Origin of the sequence: Daejeonella sp. (genome assembly GCF_046590655.1) — a bacterium.
Taxonomy (GTDB): Bacteria; Bacteroidota; Bacteroidia; order Sphingobacteriales; family Sphingobacteriaceae; genus Daejeonella.
Genome location: NZ_JBKJUM010000013.1, coordinates 25,481 through 46,320, shown reverse-complemented (window position 1 = coordinate 46,320; position 20,840 = coordinate 25,481). Strand labels below are relative to the sequence as shown.

At 40.5% G+C, this 20,840-nt stretch carries 13 protein-coding genes; 1 reads left to right on the top strand and 12 read right to left on the bottom strand.

What is annotated here, in order from left to right; genetic code table 11:
• Positions 1-421: 421 nt before the first annotated feature.
• On the top strand, positions 422-3,577 hold the full coding sequence (locus ACLL8Z_RS01045; RefSeq protein WP_411272889.1) for a DUF2723 domain-containing protein: 3,156 nt from the start codon (positions 422-424) through the stop codon (positions 3,575-3,577).
• Positions 3,578-3,694: 117 nt separating this feature from the next.
• On the opposite strand, the gene ACLL8Z_RS01040 is transcribed toward ACLL8Z_RS01045, so the two are convergent.
• From ACLL8Z_RS01040 to ACLL8Z_RS00985, 12 genes are all read right to left on the bottom strand, one after another.
• On the bottom strand, positions 3,695-4,648 hold the full coding sequence (locus tag ACLL8Z_RS01040; RefSeq protein ID WP_411272888.1) for an acetyl-CoA carboxylase carboxyltransferase subunit alpha: 954 nt from the start codon (positions 4,646-4,648) through the stop codon (positions 3,695-3,697).
• A gap of 85 nt (positions 4,649-4,733) precedes the next feature.
• Positions 4,734-4,961: a hypothetical protein gene (locus ACLL8Z_RS01035; RefSeq protein WP_411272887.1), complete on the bottom strand. Its 228-nt coding sequence runs from the start codon at positions 4,959-4,961 to the stop codon at positions 4,734-4,736.
• 205 nt (positions 4,962-5,166) lie between these two features.
• Complete coding sequence (locus ACLL8Z_RS01030; RefSeq protein ID WP_411272886.1) at positions 5,167-6,387, bottom strand: response regulator; 1,221 nt, start codon at positions 6,385-6,387, stop codon at positions 5,167-5,169.
• A gap of 13 nt (positions 6,388-6,400) precedes the next feature.
• On the bottom strand, positions 6,401-12,067 hold the full coding sequence (locus tag ACLL8Z_RS01025; protein ID WP_411272885.1) for a HAMP domain-containing protein: 5,667 nt from the start codon (positions 12,065-12,067) through the stop codon (positions 6,401-6,403).
• Between the two features lie 230 nt (positions 12,068-12,297).
• Entirely contained in the window at positions 12,298-12,864 is a 567-nt protein-coding gene (locus ACLL8Z_RS01020) for a hypothetical protein (RefSeq protein WP_411272884.1), read from the bottom strand.
• A 251-nt stretch (positions 12,865-13,115) separates the two neighbouring features.
• Entirely contained in the window at positions 13,116-13,508 is a 393-nt protein-coding gene (locus tag ACLL8Z_RS01015; protein ID WP_411272883.1) for a hypothetical protein, read from the bottom strand.
• 165 nt (positions 13,509-13,673) lie between these two features.
• Complete coding sequence (locus tag ACLL8Z_RS01010) at positions 13,674-16,457, bottom strand: hypothetical protein (RefSeq protein ID WP_411272882.1); 2,784 nt, start codon at positions 16,455-16,457, stop codon at positions 13,674-13,676.
• Positions 16,458-16,570: 113 nt separating this feature from the next.
• Positions 16,571-17,497 (bottom strand): hypothetical protein, encoded by a 927-nt coding sequence (locus ACLL8Z_RS01005; protein WP_411272881.1) that lies wholly within the window; start codon positions 17,495-17,497, stop codon positions 16,571-16,573.
• A gap of 119 nt (positions 17,498-17,616) precedes the next feature.
• Positions 17,617-18,435 (bottom strand): hypothetical protein, encoded by an 819-nt coding sequence (locus ACLL8Z_RS01000; RefSeq protein WP_411272880.1) that lies wholly within the window; start codon positions 18,433-18,435, stop codon positions 17,617-17,619.
• Positions 18,436-18,616: 181 nt separating this feature from the next.
• Positions 18,617-19,150, bottom strand: coding sequence for a hypothetical protein (locus ACLL8Z_RS00995; RefSeq protein ID WP_411272879.1), 534 nt, complete (start codon positions 19,148-19,150; stop codon positions 18,617-18,619).
• 341 nt (positions 19,151-19,491) lie between these two features.
• A complete protein-coding gene (locus tag ACLL8Z_RS00990) occupies positions 19,492-20,088 on the bottom strand; it encodes an RNA polymerase sigma factor (protein WP_411272878.1) in 597 nt (198 codons plus the stop codon).
• Positions 20,089-20,245: 157 nt separating this feature from the next.
• Positions 20,246-20,839 carry an OmpA family protein gene (locus tag ACLL8Z_RS00985; RefSeq protein WP_411272877.1) on the bottom strand — a complete coding sequence of 198 codons (594 nt, stop codon included), beginning with the start codon at positions 20,837-20,839 and terminating at the stop codon, positions 20,246-20,248.
• Between the last annotated feature and the right edge of the window lies 1 nt (position 20,840).

The window sequence follows — 20,840 nt, the reverse complement described above, 5'->3', positions numbered from 1 at the left end:
GACCAGGATTCGAACCTAGACAAACTGCACCAAAAACAGTTGTACTACCATTATACTATCGGGCAATCAAAATCAAAAAGAAGGTCTTTTTGAAATGGAATGCAAATATAGCTTGATTAACTATAAAGTGCAAATGAAAGTTTGATTTTTGTTTAAACGGAGGCCGGAGGTCGGACATGGGGTCGCTCGTGAATTAAATATTGCCTCACATGAGTAGATACACATGAAGAATTATACTTTCCACCTCAGACTGCCTGCATCAGATTGCCGACTTCAGACCTCTGACTTCAATCCTCAGACTTCCGACATCCGGCTTCAGACCTCTGACCTCCGACCTCCGATTAGTTAATTAGTGTTAAACCTTTACTGATTTCTAGGTCTAATTCACTATTTTCGGCAGCAATATTTTGATCTTAAATCTATGACTTATAATAGAACCAATAATTTGTTAGGATGGCTAAGTTTCCTTACAGCATTAATTGTATATACACTTACCCTTGAACCGACTACAAGTTTCTGGGATTCCGGAGAATTTATTGCATCAGCGTATAAGCTCCAGGTAGTTCACCAACCCGGTGCACCTTTATATCTTATGGTCGGCAAGGTATTTTCTCTGCTTGCCGGAGGTGATACTAGCCGCGTTGCTTTTTGGATAAATATGTGTTCAGCACTCGCCAGTGCCGCAACTATACTTTTTCTGTTTTGGACAATCACGGCATTGGCAAGAAAAGTCATCGCAAAGCCAGGGGTAAGTCTGACTAAGGGTGAACTGATCACCATTATGGGTTCCGGCCTTGTTGGTGCATTAGCATACACATTTTCAGACTCCTTCTGGTTCTCAGCGGTGGAAGCGGAGGTTTATCCCCTTTCTTCTTTATGTACTGCCGTTGTTTTCTGGGCGATCCTGAAATGGGATCAGCATGCCGACGAACCCTACGCTGACAGATGGCTCATTTTCATTGCTTATGTTATGGGACTTTCAATTGGTGTCCACCTTCTAAACTTGCTTGCTATTCCTGCAATCTCCCTGGTTTATTATTTCAGGCGTTCACTTGTCAGGACTTCATCAGGAACCCTGTTAAGTCTGCTTGCTGGGATAGTAATACTGGCTTTTATACAATATGGCATTGTTCAATACACCATAAAATTCGCGGCTTACTCCGATCTTTTCTTTGTTAATACTCTTGGCCTTGGCTTTGGTACCGGTGTAGCTTTCTTTGGCATACTCGTTATTACTTCTCTTACAACAGGCATACTTTACACTATCAACGGTGAAAGATCCTATCTTCTGGCTACTGTAACTTCATTTGTCGCCCTAATGACAATCGGCGGTGGTATCGGAGGCCTGATTGTCTCAGCAATCATATTGCTAATACTCGAATACATATTGAAGATTCGTGAAAAACGCCGGGTGCTGAATCTTGCATTGATTTCAGTAGTGTTTATTATACTCGGTTACGGCTCTTTTGCAATGATAGTGATCCGGGCGAAGGCTGACCCAACTTTAAATAATAATGATCCTGACAACGCCTTTTCCTTGTTAAGCTATGTCAACAGGGAGCAGTATGGCGATCGTCCCCTTGCTTACGGCCAGTATTTTGACTCTAAACCTATAGACAGCAAGCAGGGTGATATAATTTATCGCAAGGGAAAAGAAAAATATGAATCTGCTGGTCAGAAATTCGAACGGGTTTACGATCGCAATACCATATTACCAAGGATGTACAGTGATGATCCTCAGCACGCTGCCACTTACAGAGATTGGATGGGAATGACTGAAACCGAATCGCCCACTTTCGTTGACAATATCGGTTTCCTTATAAGTTATCAAACAGGATTTATGTACGCGCGATATTTTGCCTGGAATTTCATCGGACGGCAAAATGATGAGCAGGGTCATGGAAATTATACTCAGGGAAATTGGTTATCGGGGGTTAAATTTATCGACAATATGCTTTTAGGAGGCCAGTATGATCTTCCAAAGAGCCAGATTGAGAATGGCGGATATAACAGATACTATTTCCTGCCGTTCATATTAGGGATTATCGGCGCACTGTGGCATTTTAAGAAGAACCAAAAGGACGCTGGAATTGTAGGTTTATTGTTTTTCTTTACCGGCGTGGCAATTGTTCTCTATCTTAACCAAAATCCTTTACAGCCCAGGGAAAGGGATTACGCATACACCGGATCCTTTTATGCGTTTGCAATCTGGATCGGACTTGGAGTAGCCGGAATTGCAGAATATCTGCGTTCAAAAATCAAAGCCCCGACCGCCGCTTTGCTGGCTACAGTAATCGGATTACTTGCTGCTCCGATGCTTATGGCAAAAGATGGCTGGAATGATCACGATCGCTCGTCGAAATTTACAGCCCGTGACATGGCAGCAGATTATCTTGAATCATGTGCTCCAAATGCCATTCTCTTCACGTACGGAGATAACGATACCTACCCTTTATGGTATGCTCAAGAGGTAGAAAATATCCGCCCGGATATAAGGGTTGTAAATCTTAGCCTTCTGGGCACTGATTGGTATATCCGTCAGATGAAAAAGAAAGTTAATGAGGCAGACGCGTTACCGATTACCATGGCGGATGAAAAGTTCGTTCAGGGTGTTCGTGATGTAATGGGCTACCAGGATTACCAGGTTGCGGAAGCTGTTGAATTGAAAAACCTTTTCGATATTTTAACTTCTGAGGATGATGCTGACAAAGCTACATACCAGGACGGATCAAAAGAAAATTTTCTCCCTACAAAGAATTTCAAAATTACTGTTGACCCTGTAAAAGTCGTAGCCAGCAACACCATTCCGCAAGCTTTTAAAGAGCTGCTTGCTCCCTCCATCAACTGGACCTATAATAAGAACTATGTTACGAAAACAGAATTAGCTTTGATCGATATTCTGGCACACAACGATTGGAAACGACCGATCTATTTCGCAATAACCGTTCCTTCGGATAATTACATAGGACTTGACAGCTATCTTTATAATGAAGGTTTTGCCTATCGGCTCCTCCCGCTGCAGCCGCAAGTTACCGACTCTGCCACTACTGAGAAACCGGAGCTCACCAATACAGATGCAATGTATAATAATATGATGACCAAGTTTAAATGGGGTAATATGAAAAACGCTTCTTATTTAGACCCGGAGTCATTGCGGATGAGCTTTACAATAATTAATCATTTTAATATTCTTGCTGAGAATCTATTTAAACAAGGCAAAATAGCAGAAGCGCGTAAAGCGCTTTTGAAGTGTATCGACGTTGTGCCTGACAATAATTATTCTCTAAATTTTACTATACGGAAGTATTATATGTCGGAATTGCTTTATAAAGTGAAAGAACCGGCAAAAGCAAATGAGCTGATTCTAAATACCGCGAATTACATTGAGGAGCAATTACAATATCTGGCGGCAATAGCTCAAACAAAAGAAAATCTGAATGTACGTGAAATGCAACTTGGAATGTACGTAATTTCAGAAATGGTGAAACTAACAGCTCAAAACGGCCAGATTGACCTAAATAAGAAACTTCAGGCCAGGTATAGTGCTATGGATAGTAAATTTATGGGCCTAAGGTAAGTTGTAAGTTATACGATGTACGTTGTAAGTTTCTAAACTCCGTAAATGTCCCTCCATGGTAAAGTAGAATTATTAAATTTCTTTGTCTAAAGTGGGCTTTCCGTTATGCACGTATTACTACTCCACAACGACTCCCATAGAACAGAACTTATCAATGCGTTCGCTAATAACCGTATCAATATCTCTGGGTTTTAGCTCCTTGAGATCTTTTACTATACGATCCTGAACGGCTTTTGCCATTTGCTCTGGATTATGATGCGCCCCGCCCAGGGGCTCGGGTATAATTCCGTCAATTAGCTTATTACGGTACATGTCCTCGGAAGTAAGTTTAAGACAATCGGCCGCTTTCTCTTTGAAATCCCAGCTTCTCCATAAAATAGAAGAACATGATTCAGGCGAAATTACGGAGTACCAGGTGTGCTCCAGCATGTAAACCCTGTCGCCAATACCAATACCTAACGCGCCCCCTGAAGCTCCCTCGCCCACAATAAAACATAGAATAGGAACCCGTAAGACTGACATTTCAAATAAATTTCTAGCGATCGCTTCCCCCTGTCCCCGTTCCTCAGCTTCGAGTCCAGGATATGCTCCCGGAGTATCAATGAATGTGATTACTGGTTTGTTAAATTTTTCTGCAAGCTTCATTAATCTTAAAGCTTTACGATAACCTTCAGGATTCGCCATACCGAAATTACGATACTGCCGCATCTTTGTGTTTACACCTTTTTGATGACCGATAACCATTACAGTTTCGCCACCAATACTAGCAAACCCGCCTACTATCGCTTTATCATCCTTCACGGTCCGGTCACCATGCATTTCGATAAAATCGTCACATATCATTTCAATATAGGAAAGTGTATAGGGACGCTCGGGGTGTCGTGATATCTGAACCTTCTGCCAGCCTGTTAAATTCGAATATACACCTTGACGTGTTGATTCAATCTTTACTTCCAACTCTGCCAATGTAGCAGACATGTCAACCTTGGTCTTATCGGCAACCTGTTTAACTTTATCAATTTGCAGCTGTAGGTCGGCAATAGGTTTTTCAAAATCGAATATTGTAGTCATTGTTAATATAAATGAGGCGGCTAAATTAGGAAAATTAAAGCTATCTCAATAGAAGCTTTAATTGAATATACTACAAATAAGCTCTCTATTTGTCTAATTTGGTTTTGAGATCTTCCAGTTGCTTCTTTGCAAGATTCCAGTTAATGGTTTTCTGGTCCCCAATATTAGCCTGATCGATTAACTCCTGTAATCCTGATAATGCATTAATGACATCAAAGGCCTTTATATTGTGTTTTCTGAACGCCACTAGATCGAGGATAATACCAGTTTCTTTGCCTTTTGCATCGGTGATGTAGTTTAATCCTTCGACCATGAATAAGTTGTAAGTTATACGTAATAAGTTATAAATTATAGTTTTAGATTATAGCTTGCAAGTTGCTAATTTCTTGAAATTTTTTTATGCCCAAGGAGTTTGCGCCCATCAGGTACGATTCATACTTACAACATATTACGTATAACTTACAACTTATTACATATAACTTACAACTTTTTACGTATAACTTACAACTTACAATACCCTAAGCTAGCGTTGGCACATCATCAGCGGGTATCGTGAATTTGAAGGTGGTACCTTTTTCCAACTCACTCTGCACTTGAATTTTTCCCCCGTGCTGGGCCACAAAGTCGCGAACAAGTAGTAGTCCCAATCCTGACCCCTGCTCATTATTAGTTCCTGTAAGTGATACTGGACTGATGCTGCTAAAAAGTGTTTGCTGCACCTCCTGACTCATCCCGATTCCGGTATCTATCACGCAAATCTCAACCATATTGTCTGCAACGGTCGCAGATACGCTTACTACTCCACCTTGGGGAGTATATTTAATGCTATTCATAACCACGTTTTGAATAATCGAACGAAGCATAAATACATCGGCTTTAACATATATTTGCTCCTGAATGCTATTTTCTAATTTGACGTCTTTATGGAAGGCATTGGTTGTCAATATCTCCAGCGACACATCAATTCCATGTCTTAACTGGATACTAACAGGATTAAAGGCAGTTTTTTCCCGTTGATTTTTAGCCCAGTTAACCAGCTCATTTAATTGTTCTAAAATTTTATTTGAGGTACGGTGTATTATTGTGGCCAGATGTTGAGTTTCCTGTGGGGTTTGACTTTTAGCAGTCTTCAGCCTTTCAGAAGAAGCCAAAAGTGCCGTAAGCGGATTCCTTAAATCATGGGATATAACTGACAAGAATTTATCCTTGGAAAGGTTCAGATCTTTAAGCTCGTGGTTTAAATTTTCCAGTTCTCTCGTACGCTCTTTAACCCTATCTTCAAGTTCCTGGTTTAATTTTCTAAGATCATCATTGATTCGGGTAAGCTTTTCCTCCTGAACTTTTAATATTTTATTTTTGCGATATAGCTCTACGAAAATCGCCACCTTCGACCTTAATATCTGAGAATTGAAAGGCTTTCGGATATAATCTACAGCTCCTGCAAGATACCCTTTAAATATAGCTGCTTCTTCATCGTCCTGACCGCTTATAAAGATTATGGGAATATGTCTCAGCTTATCGCGCTGATATATTATTTCAGCAGTTTCATAGCCATCCATGATGGGCATCCGGATATCAAGCAGTATAAGAGAGAAGTCGTCTTCCTTTAACAGAATTTTTAAAGCTTCCCGGCCCGATGTAGCGGCTACAAACTCATAGTCATTTTTTTCCAATACCACTTGCATGGACATCAGATTGTCTACATTATCGTCTACCAGAAGAATTTTAACCGTATTCAATTTCTTTTCAAGTTTAATAAAGCCATACGCGCATTAGCGACAAAAGCTGATCTGTTTTAACCGGTTTTGTAATATAATCTGATGCGCCTGAAGCTATACATTTTTGCCTGTCACCAATCATCGCTTTAGCAGTCACAGCTATGATGGGCAAGTTTTTATTTCTGCTTTCTTTACGAATCCATTGAATGGTCTCATATCCGTCCATCTCAGGCATCATTATATCCATCAGCACAATATCTATGCCTTTTTGACTGCTCAAAATATCCAATGCATCCCGCCCGCTCTCAGCAGTAATAACATTTAACCTGGATCGTTCGAATGCGGCTGTAAGGGCAAAAAGATTACGCACATCATCATCCACAACCAGAGCAGTTTTTCCGTCAAGTATATCTTCAGTTCCCCTTATTTTGCTTATGAGATCAAGTTTGGTATTGCTTAACGTTTTGATATCAATATGCAGAAGATTTAAAACCTCCTCTAAAATTACGCCGTGTGAACTAGGTGTTTTTGTTATGAGTTTGTAAGTAAGTCTTTTTAATTGTATCAGTTCATTTGAAGTGAAGTCGCGAGCAGAGTGCAAAAGGACGTTCGTTTGAGGGCGCTTTAATAAATTTATTTGTTTAAGCATCTCCATTCCTTTAGCGTCGGGGAGGGTATAATCGACAATTATACAATCAAAAAATTCCTTTTTCAGGATACCTATGGCTTTCTTTCCGGTTGTGGCAATTATGACCGCAACGTGATCACTTGTAAGCAATTTTGACAAATGTTCAAGCTCAACCTCGTTATCCTCAATTAGAAGCACACGCTTATTAGTTTGCTCGTGGAAATTCACTATTCCAATTATGAGCTCGTCAAGTGCATTATTAGAGAGGGGTTTTAAGTGAAAACTGCGAGCACCAAATTTTAACGCTGCCGACCTATCATCTTCACCAGAAATGAGATGCACCGGTATATGTCTGAATTGCAAGCTATTCTTTAAGGCTTTCAGAACTTTCCAGCCATTTGACTCTGGCATTTTAACATCAAGTGTAATGGCCACAGGGTTAAATTTCGCTATCGCGTCAAATATTCCAAGATAATGAGTTGCAACTACCACTTTCAAGCCATAGCTATGGGATCTTTCAATCACAATTTTTATGAAGCGCACATCATCTTCAATTACCAGTAAAACCTTGTCGGATGAAAGAATGTTAAGTTTGTCATCATCAATGATAATCTCCACGGGCTCGCTTTGGATGTTTCTTGAAAGCGCAGGGTTGAATTCTTCTTTAGCCTTTAGATCGGTCAATATAGCTGGTACGGGAACTTCGCTATATTTCAATGGCAGGAAGAGAGTAAAAGTACTGCCGTTGCCCAGATCGCTCTGTACGTTTATTGTTCCTCCCAGAAGTTCGGCAAATCCCTTGCTGATTGACAATCCCAGGCCGGTTCCTCCATATTTACGACTGGTAGAACCTTCTGCCTGTTGAAACGCCTCGAAAATAATACCCTGAGTCGTTTGAGATATACCTATCCCGGTATCTTCAATAGCGAATGCAATCACGGCGCCGGCGCCTGGAATAGGATTCGATTTTTCAATTTCCGGCCGGTAGATCCTAAGCTTCACGCTACCTTTTTCAGTGAATTTGAAGGAATTTGAAAGTAAGTTCTTTAGAATCTGATTCAGACGCTGAATATCTGTTTCCATTACTTCAGGCAATCCGTCCTCAATATCAATTTCAAAATTGAGATTTTTGGCCTCTGAAATAGGGCGGAAAGTGGTTTCTACGAACGATGCAATTTCCCTGAATCCCACCGACATAATATCGGCTGAAATTACACCCGATTCAATTTTAGAAAGATCAAGAATATCGTTTATAAGTTGGATAAGGTCGTCTCCGCATGAATGAATAGTTTTAGCATAACTTATCTGTTTTTCGTTCAAGTTTCCCTCATGATTCTCGAAAAGCTGCTGGGCTAAGATTAGTAAACTGTTAAGTGGTGTTCTTAACTCATGCGACATATTGGCAAGGAATTCTGATTTATACTTGGAAGTCAGAGTGAGTTGTTCTGCCTTTTCCTCCAGAGACCTTCCTTTATCATGTAGTTCATCGTTCGCGCGTCGTAACTCCTCCTGCTGTGACGATAATTCTCCGGCTAGCGATTGTGATTGTGATAACAATTCTTCTGTACGTGTATTAGTCTCAATATTATTAAGTACGATTGCAATACTTTCGGTCAGCTGATCCAGAAAATCGATATGCGTGTCGCTGAAGTTTTCAAAGGACGCCAATTCAATAACTGCTTTCACATTGTTTTCGAACAATACCGGAAGAATGACCAGGTCCAAAGGCGGTGCACTTCCAATACCGGAAGTTATTTTTAAATACTCCCCGGGAACATTGCTCAACCTGATCTGTTCCTTGTCGGATGCACATTGCCCCACCAATCCCTCATTTAAAAAGAACTCCTGATTTCGTTCAATTTTTCCCTTTTGAGCATAAGCTGCTATCAGCTTTAATTTTGGCTCGTCCGAAGATTCAGGCTGTTCAAGTATATAGAATGCGCCATAACGTGCATTTACCAATTCTGCGAGTTCAGACAGTACGTTGTTAGCAACCGCATTTCTATCACGCTGGCCCTGAAGCATCTGAGCAAACTTAGCAAGATTTGATTTTAACCAATCCTGTTCGTGATTTCTCAAAGTTGTATCTTTCAAATTCGCGATCATTTGATTGATCGTATCCTTCAAGGCCTCAAGCTCCCCTTTAGCATCTACCCGAATAGTTCTTGTAAGGTCACCCTTTGTTACAGCAGATGCAACCTCGGAAATTGACCGAACCTGCGTAGTTAGGTTTTGAGCCAGCTGATTTACGTTTTCTGTCAGATCTTTCCAGGTTCCAGAAGCTCCTGGCACGCTTGCCTGCCCTCCCAAACGTCCCTGCACTCCAACCTCCCGGGCAACTGTAGTCACCTGATCGGCGAAAACCGCAAGGGTATCAATCATTTCATTAATGGTATCTGTAAGCTGAGCAACTTCTCCAAGGGCATTAATCGAAAGCCGTTGCTTTAGGTTACCCTTTGCAATGCCGGTAGCTACTTTCGAAATACCACGTATTTGTCCCGTCAGGTTGGATGCCATTTGGTTTACTGAATCTGTTAAATCCTTCCAGGTACCACCTACACCCTTCACCTGTGCCTGACCTCCAAGTTTGCCCTCAGTACCCACCTCGCGCGCAACCCGTGTCACCTCCGAAGCAAAAGAGTTCAGCTGATCCACCATGGTATTTATGGTGTTTTTCAAATCCATCATTTCACCCTTAACATCGATAATTACCGTTTTGGAAAGGTCACCACCAGCTACTGCCTTGGTTACTTCAGCGATGTTACGAACCTGAGATGTAAGATTACTGGACATCTGGTTAACAGAATCGGTCAAATCTTTCCAGGTACCTGCAACGCCAGGAACGAAGGCCTGGCCACCGAGATTTCCGTCAGTTCCTACTTCGCGGGCCACACGGGTTACTTCGGAAGCAAAGCCCCGAAGCTGATCAACCATCGTATTGATTGTCTCTTTCAGCTGAAGAATCTCTCCACGAACATCGACTGTAATTTTCTTTGATAAGTCCCCATTCGCTACCGCAATAGAAACATCGGCAATATTCCGTAATTGCGCGGTGAGGTTACCTGCCATTTTATTCACACTATCGGTCAAATCCTTCCATGTACCGTCGACTCCCGGAACATTAGCCTGACCTCCAAGCTGACCTTCAGAACCAACTTCACGTGCAACCCGCGTTACTTCAGAAGCAAAACCCCGAAGCTGATCCACCATTGTATTAATCGTGTCTTTTAGTTCAAGAAGCTCGCCTTTAGCATCCACGGTAATTTTACGGGATAAATCCCCTTTTGCCACCGCAGTTGTTACCTCAGCAATATTACGAACCTGAGATGTCAGGTTGTCCGCCATTTTATTCACACTATCGGTCAAATCCTTCCAGGTTCCGCCTACTCCCGGCACATTTGCCTGTCCGCCCAGCTGGCCTTCTGAACCTACCTCCCGGGCAACCCGCGTTACTTCAGATCCAAAAGAATTCAGCTGATCCACCATCGTGTTGATAGTAATTTTAAGTTCCAGCATCTCCCCCTTTACGTCCACGGTAATCTTTTTAGAAAGGTCTCCCTTTGCCACCGCAGTTGTTACTTCAGCTATATTCCGCACCTGACCTGTAAGGTTGCCGGCCATCTGATTCACCGAGTCGGTTAGATCCTTCCAGGTTCCACCGACTCCCGGCACATTTGCTTGTCCCCCCAACTGCCCATCTGATCCTACCTCACGCGCAACCCGGGTTACCTCTGATGAAAAAGAGTTGAGCTGATCTACCATCGTATTGATAGTATTTTTCAATTCAAGAAGTTCTCCTTTTGCATCCACAGTGATTTTCCGGGATAAGTCACCCTTTGCCACCGCCGTTGTTACCCCTGCAATATTACGTACCTGGTCAGTAAGATTACTCCCCATTTGATTTACTGAATCGGTTAGGTCTTTCCAAACCCCTCCAACTCCCTTTACTTTTGCCTGACCGCCCAGTTCGCCCTCCGTACCTACTTCCAATGCCACCCGGGTTACCTCGGAAGCGAAAGAGTTCAGCTGATCAACCATCGTATTGATCGTCTTTTTCAGCTCAAGCATTTCCCCTTTTACGTCCACCGTGATCTTTTTGGAAAGGTCACCATTTGCAACAGCTGTGGTTACACCAGCGATATTTCTCACCTGGGAAGTAAGGTTGCCTGCCATCCGGTTTACCGAATCCGTCAAATCTTTCCACGTACCAGCTACACCCGGAACCTTCGCCTGACCCCCTAACTTCCCTTCTGTTCCCACCTCGAGCGCTACCCTTGTTACCTCAGAAGAAAATGAGTTTAGCTGATCCACCATCGTATTGATCGTGTTCTTTAACTCAAGAATTTCGCCCTTTGCTTCTACTGTAATCTTCCGCGATAAGTCGCCCTTAGCAACAGCGGTTGTAACCGCTGCAACGTTCCTTACCTGTGCAGTAAGATTACCCGCCATCTGGTTTACTGAATCCGTAAGTTCTGCCCAAACGCCTGCAACACCCTTAATCTTAGCTTGTTCACCTAATTTACCTTCAGATCCTACCTGCCTTGCAACCCTTGTAACTTCCATGGAAAACAACCGAAGTTTTGATAGCATCTGGTTTGATTCCTTTGCCATTCTTAAAAACTCACCTTTCAGCGATTGACCATTAATTTCAAGTGGAATTTGTTTAGACAAATCCCCATTTGCAACAGAGTTTATCATTCCCGCAATTTCAAGAGCAGGCGAAGTCAGATCAGTTATAAGGTCATTCAGCGAGTTAACGCCTTTCGCCCATTCTCCTTTGGCCTCAGGCATGGCTATCCTCTTGCTTAAATTTCCTTTTTTTCCTATTACAATTTCTGCTGAGGAAATCTCTGTTACAAGACGCTGGTTAATGTCAATGATGTCATTCAGGACTTCACATATCCTCCCATTGATACCTGCTTGTGTAACAGGCATCCTTATACTGAGATTTCCATTCTTGACCTGCGAAAGAACGTTCAAAAGTTTTTTTAAATCAAGGGTCTCATGTTCTAGATCACCATGGCCATTAAGACTGGTTGAATCTGTTTCTAAAATGTCAGACTTTAATTCCATTTATATAAAGCGGTTAATAAGAATACAGTTGCACCAGAGGCGCTATTTGGGAGAGTACAAGCGGCCATCAATATCACTTTACTAAAATATCGATAATAGTCTCTCCTACCACTCCAGATGTATTAAAAAATGAATTACAATTATACAATACGCTCTTTTGCTAAAATTATTTTTTTTAATAAATATACAAGACTAAATTCAATTGGTGATCTTTTACGAAGCCTGAATGCTCAAGGTTTCGATCGTTCCACTTTGGTTAAAACATAAGAAATAACCCCAACACTGTTAATTATCTTCGTTCTTTCAACCATTCCATAACAGGCATTTTCATAGTATTCCGGGTCATAGTATGACAACTTCTTCATCTTACCTTTATTGAGAAGTACGAACTCATAGGTATATGAATTATATATACGGTACTTCTCAAGACAAAATACAGGAATCTCGCTTTCATTTTGCATTGAAAAAAGATCATTCTGCAGGAACGTATCCCATACGAGCTGCAGCGATTCAATAGTTAAATTTAATGGCTCTAATTTTCCCGACCTGCCTATGTAACTGAATGCAGCAAGGTTCTTGCCCTTCCTCAATAACACAAAGTAATCTGATTTTTCGTTGACGTTATCCGCAAGCGTCAGTCTGAAAGAAATTACATAATCATTGGTGATATGAAGATCATGTAGAAAACTTTCAACCTTTCCAGGTTTGAAAGGTTCTGTATGCTTCATTGAAATAGCCTCCTGAGCACTCAAATTGCGGAAAGCAATGACTAAAAAGATGATCAATAATATCTTCAAAGCAGTAAATGCTGAATTATAAAACTCTGTTTTATTTTTTATTAATACAAGTCAGGGATAGGATTCAAAATCGATTTATTTGGGGTACACAAGAAAAACTCGTTGAAAAGCGCAGTATTGTATTAAAAAGATATGTTTTTACAACGGAAGGACCCCTTGCTTATTACAAGTTCCTGGAAGAAAAAATTTTCATTAACAAACCGGGCCTGTTAATAAACTTGAATGAATAATTTGGAAGGATGATGGAAGATTTATCGCGGGTCGATCTGGTAAATTACCAAATTGGGAGTTTTTGCACTCTTACGGATCTTTCCGGAAGGGCTATTCAATGCTACACTATAAATATCTGTGGAGAATGATTGACCAATATTGCTTTTTTCAGCATAAAATTCTTTGTAAAGCCTTTCGTATTCTGAATTTTCTGAACTAATTTTTTTGATTTGTGAAGTGGAACTACTGAAAACATTCAGTCCGGCATTTTGGATAATTTGACTATTCGCTACTGCAGCTTGATTTGAAGAAGAGTTATTGAATGTTACACTTTGAACGTCAGTGAGGGTAATATTCAACGAAGGCATGTTCGTTTGCGCCTTTGAAAGAAGCCCAAACAATAATAATGTAATGCAAAGTAGAATTGACCTCATCGAATTTAACTTATAATAAATATAAACATTAAAAGTTATACGAACCAAATTTAAAAAGGTTACAAGAAATTAGATTCGTGTTTCTAATAGAGGATGGGCCTCATTATTGAACGAAGTAATATTTAAACTTGATATATTTAATTGGCTTTTATATCTGCGGGTGAATTAATTACCCGGACGTGAATTCGGCGATATAAACTTTTTGGTTTCAATTTTCCTTGCTTTAACCACTAGGAGGATGTTGACAATTTGAGGATTTTCAGAGTTGAGCTGGAAACTGTCAGGTTTCTTTTCAACTTCGACTTCGGAAGGCAGGTTACTGTTGTCCACATTAACAGAATACCGTCCAATCGGAAGATAGAAAACATACTGCCCTTCAGAATTAGTTTTAGTGATATGCTTTACATTATTTTCATCTGTGGCAATTACTGCTATGCCCTGTAGATTCTGATTGATTTCATAACTAAACTCATTGAAATTGAATTTTAATGTTCCACGAAGAGTGCCTGTTCTTTTCAGCGCTATTTCAACACGTTTCTTTTTTTGATCCAGCATTATAATTTGGTCACCCGCATACCATCCTTTAATATTGGTGAGTGAGATCCTGTAATTTTCAATTGGAAGTTTTGTATAATCCACAATACCGGCGGGGCTGGTAATAAAAGCTACATTGTTAATATACAAAAGGTGGCCACTGGCTTTTGCATCTCCTTCATCAAATACATTATTTTGGTTGATATCCCTATATACGAATACCTCCAGATCACTAATCTTAGCACCAATCTTCGGCAAGGAAAGCTTTTGTGACACGCCCATTTCAAGGATACTCAGATTATATTCTCCATAACGATTATGATTGATTGATGAGTAGATAGCAGTTTTGGCAGTAAAGTCAAATTCAGCCCGCCCTGTTACATAGTAACTATTGCCAAAGGCACTACTATTTATGAAAGCAAGCCCAGTTTCAGTACGGAGCTTGTTGCGGAAAAAACTTTTCTGGATTGATGGAATAATATTTATCAACTTGGGCGAGTTTACATTTCTAAGAAAATTATTTGCTGCTTCTCCGATATAAAAAGTACCAATCTGTACAGTAGAACTTAGGTTGAACATTCCACTTCTGTAATTAAGATTAGATCTGAAATGCAAACGCTTTAATGGATCAAAAGAAGATCTGTAAAGTCCTGTTTCGGTATTAACAGACAAATATTGATTGCTGGAAATCGGATAATTAAAAGAATTGTTGACGTTCCACGCCTCCAATGAATGCTGCTCTTCGGGTAGAGATTTAAATCTGAAAGAATTGTTTGATTCTTTTGTATAAACCGGAGCTATAGAAATATTAAGTTTTTCAAAAATGGTACCTGACATACCGATCTCAGCCCTAATCGTGCTGAAATTTGGGAGGAAAGACTGAAAAAGAGAAAGGAATTTAGGCGCGTAATGATTGTAATCTACACCTGCCCAAATATTCGAAGCCTCGCGTAACCATGTAATTCTTTCGGCAAACGATATCGCTCCTCTTCTGATACCCGGGTAATATCCAGAACTATAATAATTCTGGCTATTGATCACTAGCTTTTTCAGCATTCCATTGATACTCAAACCCCCTGCAAGGCTCGGCTCCCTTCTATTGCCATTTTCATACTCCATGGTGTAACCTCCGCTAAATGACGCTGTTGCCCGTAGGTCCTTTATGTTTGACAATGTGAAATTATTACTCAGCACAGCACTTCTCGAATTCAAAACAGGGTTTAGCTCATAAATAGCTGATGACGCAAATTCCCATTTTTTAGCGGTATGTGTAAAAGTACCCCAACTGGCATTTCCAACAGGGAAAAAAGTATTTTCTTTATTGCCGAGAAGATTTGAATTTCCGTCCATGTATCCCGCTTCGTAGGAGTTATTCGAAGATGTATCGCTTATGCTAAAGCTTGCCCCCCGGCCGCTTAGATTTAAATCTAGATTTTTGTTGATATTCCCGGCCACAAACCCAAATTTCTGGTTTTCATAACTCAGGAAAGTATTTCTGGCCATCGGAGGTGAATATGAATTCTTCCAGGTTGTCAGATCGAGATTATACCCAAGCATTCCTTTTGGCAGTTCAAGATTTCCCCGGCCTGTCACCAAATAGGATTGATTCGGGGAAAACATACTTTGGGAACTTATCGTTATACTATTTAGATTATAAGAATCTCCGAGCGACTCGTCCCGATATGCTCGCTCATTTCGTGCACTCTGCACCTTAATATATGCCATACCAAATATGTCGCCATTATCATAAAGGGCACTGAACGTCACATCAAAACTTTCGGAATTTAGCATTTTCTTTATCACAGGCTTGACAAATGTAATCAGAGTATCCGCTGATGGCTGGATGATAAACTGGTTGGTTGTATGAAATGCATCATCCTGAAAAATGGAAGGATATCGATTAATCAACGTGATTTTTTGAGCAGTATTTCCGGGATTGCTCACCCTGATAGGGATCTTGATTGAATCTGATGTCGGGTCTAGAAGTATGTTAGATACCAGTGCAAACATATTCACATTCCGTTTTATATAAACCCTTAATGTGGTCTCCGCAGTAGCCAGAATAGTGTTCCCCGGAGCGGCAAGTAGAATACGGATGAGGTGATCCTTTCCCGATGCTGCACGTTTAGTTACAAATATTTTCACTGGCACAAACAAGCTGTCACCCGCCAAAACTGAAACTGGTATTTTATTTTTGCTTATTAAATTAAGTGATACAGGAATATTAACCTCAACTATTCCTGTAAGAGCGGTGCTTGTTTTATTAACGATCTTCACAGTAAGGTCTACCAGTTCTTCATTCGAGGCATTGATAGCCGTTACCGAAGGCTGGAATAATATTCGGGAATCCTGAGCACGGGAAATAGTTGCTGAACAAAATAAGACTAAAAGTAAGTAGAACCATTTGAAGGGCATTGCAGACTTATATTTTCCTCTCAGGCGAGGGTAGATTTGCGGTCTGCATTGATGATATTTATGATCTCTTTCCAAAATCCAAAGGTAGACACTACTGTTAGCCAGGAAGCAAATTAAAGAGGTATTGCAATGAATAAAACTCTGGTATTAAACGTTCCAGATTTTCCTGTAAGCCTTGAATCATTTGGTGCTGTATAATATCTGAGTGTGTATTCGGTAACCTGATGAGTTGGGTGAGATACAGGATTATTAATTATTATCTGGTCGGCAGATGAAAGTGCACGTACGTATGTATTAATTACAGCACCTTTCGTGGCAGTGACCTTCGTTGTTTCAACATTGACTGCCGCAACGGGAATGGTCACCGCATTATTTTCGAGATTAGACCCGCTCGTTTTGATTATGACCTGATAGCCGCTATAACCTGTGATTTTTAGGCCTCGCGTTTTAGTAACCGACACCCCGCTTTGATAGTTGTCCAGCGTATTGAAGACCAAATCAACCACATTTGCTGAATTCTGTAGCACCATGGTATAACTATTGGAACTGGAGTTTATTTGAAAGGATACGTCCTGGATTTTAGTGGAGACAACCTCGTTATTTTGATTATATAAAGTGAATGTCAAACTGGCTATGTACGTACCGTTAGGAACAAGCAGGTGATTTCCACCTGAGATAATCATATCAAATTTATGTTCGGTTCCTGCATACGGGGTGAAGCCAGCGTTGGACTGATCTATCAGAGCCACATCAGAATAGGCTAGTGCGATTGAATTGTTGGTAACACCAATTTGAGCAGCTGTAGGAGATCCGGAAGCTACCCGGTTAAAACGTAAGGCGAAATATTGGGGCAACACAGAGTTGCTGCCGCTGATGAAATTTCCATTAGCCCTCACCTTCAGGCTCCAGCCCGTACAGTCAGCCTGGTTAGGGGTGTATTGGAGGCTTACAGCATCCGTTACTGTAGTACCCGCCATTTGTGCATTGTAATCTAAAAAAACAGGTTGGTTGCTATAATAAGAATTTATTGTCGCACCCATACAGCTATTCAAGGTGGTTTGGCTAAACCCATACTGAGGTAAAATACTCGCAAGTAAACATGTTAGTGTCAAAATAAGCGACTTCATGAATTGGAAATTATAGGGGCTTATTTTTATCATTAACGGGCAAATTCTAATTCAACCAGCTTCAGTTCATCCTTGTTGCCGTAATTTATCACCGCTGTAGCAGTGTATTTTCCTTTTGCCATGTTTGACGGCAATGCCTGTCTGACAATACGTTTATCTCCCGGTAAGGAAAAAATATCCTGATCATCAAGTTTTGTCCTGGCACCCGTCTGTGTATTCAGTATTTCCCATTTCACTTTACCTTCGAGCCACATTTTACCTGTATTTTGAAGATTCAATTCCAGAAAGCCGCCTGTTATCTTATCTTCCAATACTGGAAGTATATCTGTAAAATTGACAACCTCAATATCCTTTTCTTCGACCTGAGAAAATGCATGATAAATTTTAACCCCCATTCTCACACTAACCTTAATGGAGGTTCCATCCGCAGCTTTTGCATCTCCAGGATTCAATTGAGTTAAGAATAGCATTGCTGTGTGAACAGGAATTGACGTATTGGCATCCGCCGGGACAGTAAATATGATATCAAGTTCACGTTTTTCGTTAGGTTGGAGCGTAAAATACGATCCTGGCATAACCTGGACCCAAGCTGCACCAGAACTTTTTAAGATGCCTGCATCATAGGTTTGGTTATTCCCTAAAGTATCATAGTTCCAATCATTCATAGAAACCCCTATCTCTAATTCTTTATTATTAGGGTTACTCACCACGATCTTTTGGGTAGCAGAAGCGCCCGGTGAAAGTTTGAAATAAAGCTTCCCGGGACTAACAGTCATTCCCGCCTGAGCCCAAAGCTCATAATGAGAAGCAACGAGTGCAACTGCGAGTAACATGCAAAGTAATTTCTTCATAAAGTAAATATAAACAAAGGCTTCATTAAGAGCTCATTTAACAATTAAATACGCGGTTTATTAGGGTTTACGGCTGCTTATTCGTTAAGTTACATGAGCCATACGGACCTCATATTAATGATATTTGTTAATAAGGTCGGAAATATTTAACCGACAGACAATTAATATCAAACATATAACCCTATGGTTGTATTACGCTAAATATGACAGGGATCATACTTGGAGCTGCATTTTTATCGATGTAAGCGAATTTGTTTCCGATTTTATAAGCTATGTTAAATTTATTGGCCGAGTAGGCTCCGTTCCAGGAGGAGTTCGATGCGGTAATAACTGTCGCAGGGGAGCCATTGGCCGGCGGTAAAACGACATCAGATTTCAATATTAAACCTTCCGTATTCCCTCTATTCGTTGTGCCAATTAAAGAGCTAACTTGGACAAGACCCTCAATTCCTGGCCCGGAACCGTTTTGTTGACCGGATATGGCCTTAACCACATACCCTTTTGAACTTACTACGCTAATGTGATCGCTCGCAATTGCCCGGATGAGATTGTCGTTTTTATTTTTTGAATTATTTTTTACGTTGAATATTGGCTCATTTACAGTAAAAGATAGTGCGTCCAACAAATTAATTGACATATTCGCTGATTGCGCTAGAATTCCATCACTAAAAAGTAAACATACCGCGAATACTATTAAAAATAATCCCTTTCTCATTTCATTTCTGTTTTTATTCTAAAAGGTCAGTATCCTCTCCAACTGTGCCTATTATTATATTCAAATGCCACACCAAACTTAAAGGCTTAACTGAAAGCCATTCGAGCAGGTTTTTTAAAAAAGAAGTCAAATCAAGTGGGATTCGATGCCTCAATTGGGGAAAGCGTTTCTCAATTTTGGGAATTGGAAGATGAAACCAATAGCATAAGAAACCCTTCGACTGCAAAATGATGAAAATATCCAACACCTGACAAAAACGGAAAGGCTCGATCTGAGCCCTTCCTACCTAAACATCCACCAAACCATGAGCTATTCCATGTACAGAGTTTCGTAATTGGTAGCTAAGCATAAACTTTCCTCAATTCCGTGATTGATGATTGGAGTCTTGAACGCAAAATACCAAGTGTGATATTAAGCTCTTCTGCTGCCTGTACGTGAGTATAGCCCTTGAAATATACCAGTTCCAGAGCAGATTTTTGATCATTGCTAAGAATCTTTGTCATGTCTTTGACCCCTATAAGCTCCGGATTATAATTAGTTTGGAAAGTCATATCCACCTGCTGACCTACCTCTGCAAGATCTTCACAAACTGAAGAATTCTTATGGTTAGCGCTTCTTAGATAATCAATAGAGACGTTTCGCGCAAGCCTTGCCATCCATGTATATAATCGTCCCTTACTAGAGTCATACATTCCAAATGATTTCCAGATCTTAATAAAAGTTTCCTGCAAAAGATCCTGTGCGACCTCTTCAATAACTACTATGGTTGAAATTACTTTATAAAGGGAGTCGGAATACATTCGATAGAGGGCAGACATTGCCGAACTATCATTGTTCTTTAAGCCCACTACAAGCATATCTTCAGATAAACGGAGCTTCCTGCTTCTTTTCTTACTGATGGCTTGAACATTTTCGAGAGGTAATACCAATGATATCATCTTTTATACTTTGAATAATATAAAATTGATGTGCCAACATGAATTTCTGATGAAGATTTAAATAAATCGGTTGAGCTGGTTGATTGCTAAAAAATATATGGATAAAGCGTCAAAATCGAAGGCTATATCAACGAATATGTTATCGAGGTTAAAGCGATTAGTTGTCTTTCTTTATTTCAACCCGGCGATTTTGCTGCCTGGCGCTTTCAGTATCATTTGTATTAATTGGCAAGGATTCACCAAAGCCTTTAGCTTCGAGGTTCCGACCGTTAATACCGGCTGAAACTAAATAACTTTTTACAGCAGTAGAGCGGTCTATTGATAGAGTCATATTTCTGGTTTCCGTACCTTCTGCTGACGAATGACCATTCAAACTAAACTTCATCCCAGAATACTTTTTCATCTCCCTTGCGATTTCGTCGAGAGTTAAATAAGAGGTCGTTTTGAGAACTGCAGAGTTGAACTCAAATAGAATATTTTTATAATTAAACGATGGCGCCGCAGCTGTAATCTCGGGGCACCCATTATTTTCCGAGGAGCCTGCGTTGCTCGGGCAATTATCTTTGGAATCTGGAGTGCCGTCTTTGTCTGAATCAGATTCTGCAATAGGAGCTTGCTCAGGTGCTTCCTGAACGGGAGGAGTAGCAACAGGTACCGGAGACGCCTGAGTAATCATTTTCCTGGGCTTACACGCCGCAAATAGTGCAACAATTAATATAAAAAGTGACAATATATTTAACGAAGTTTTCATA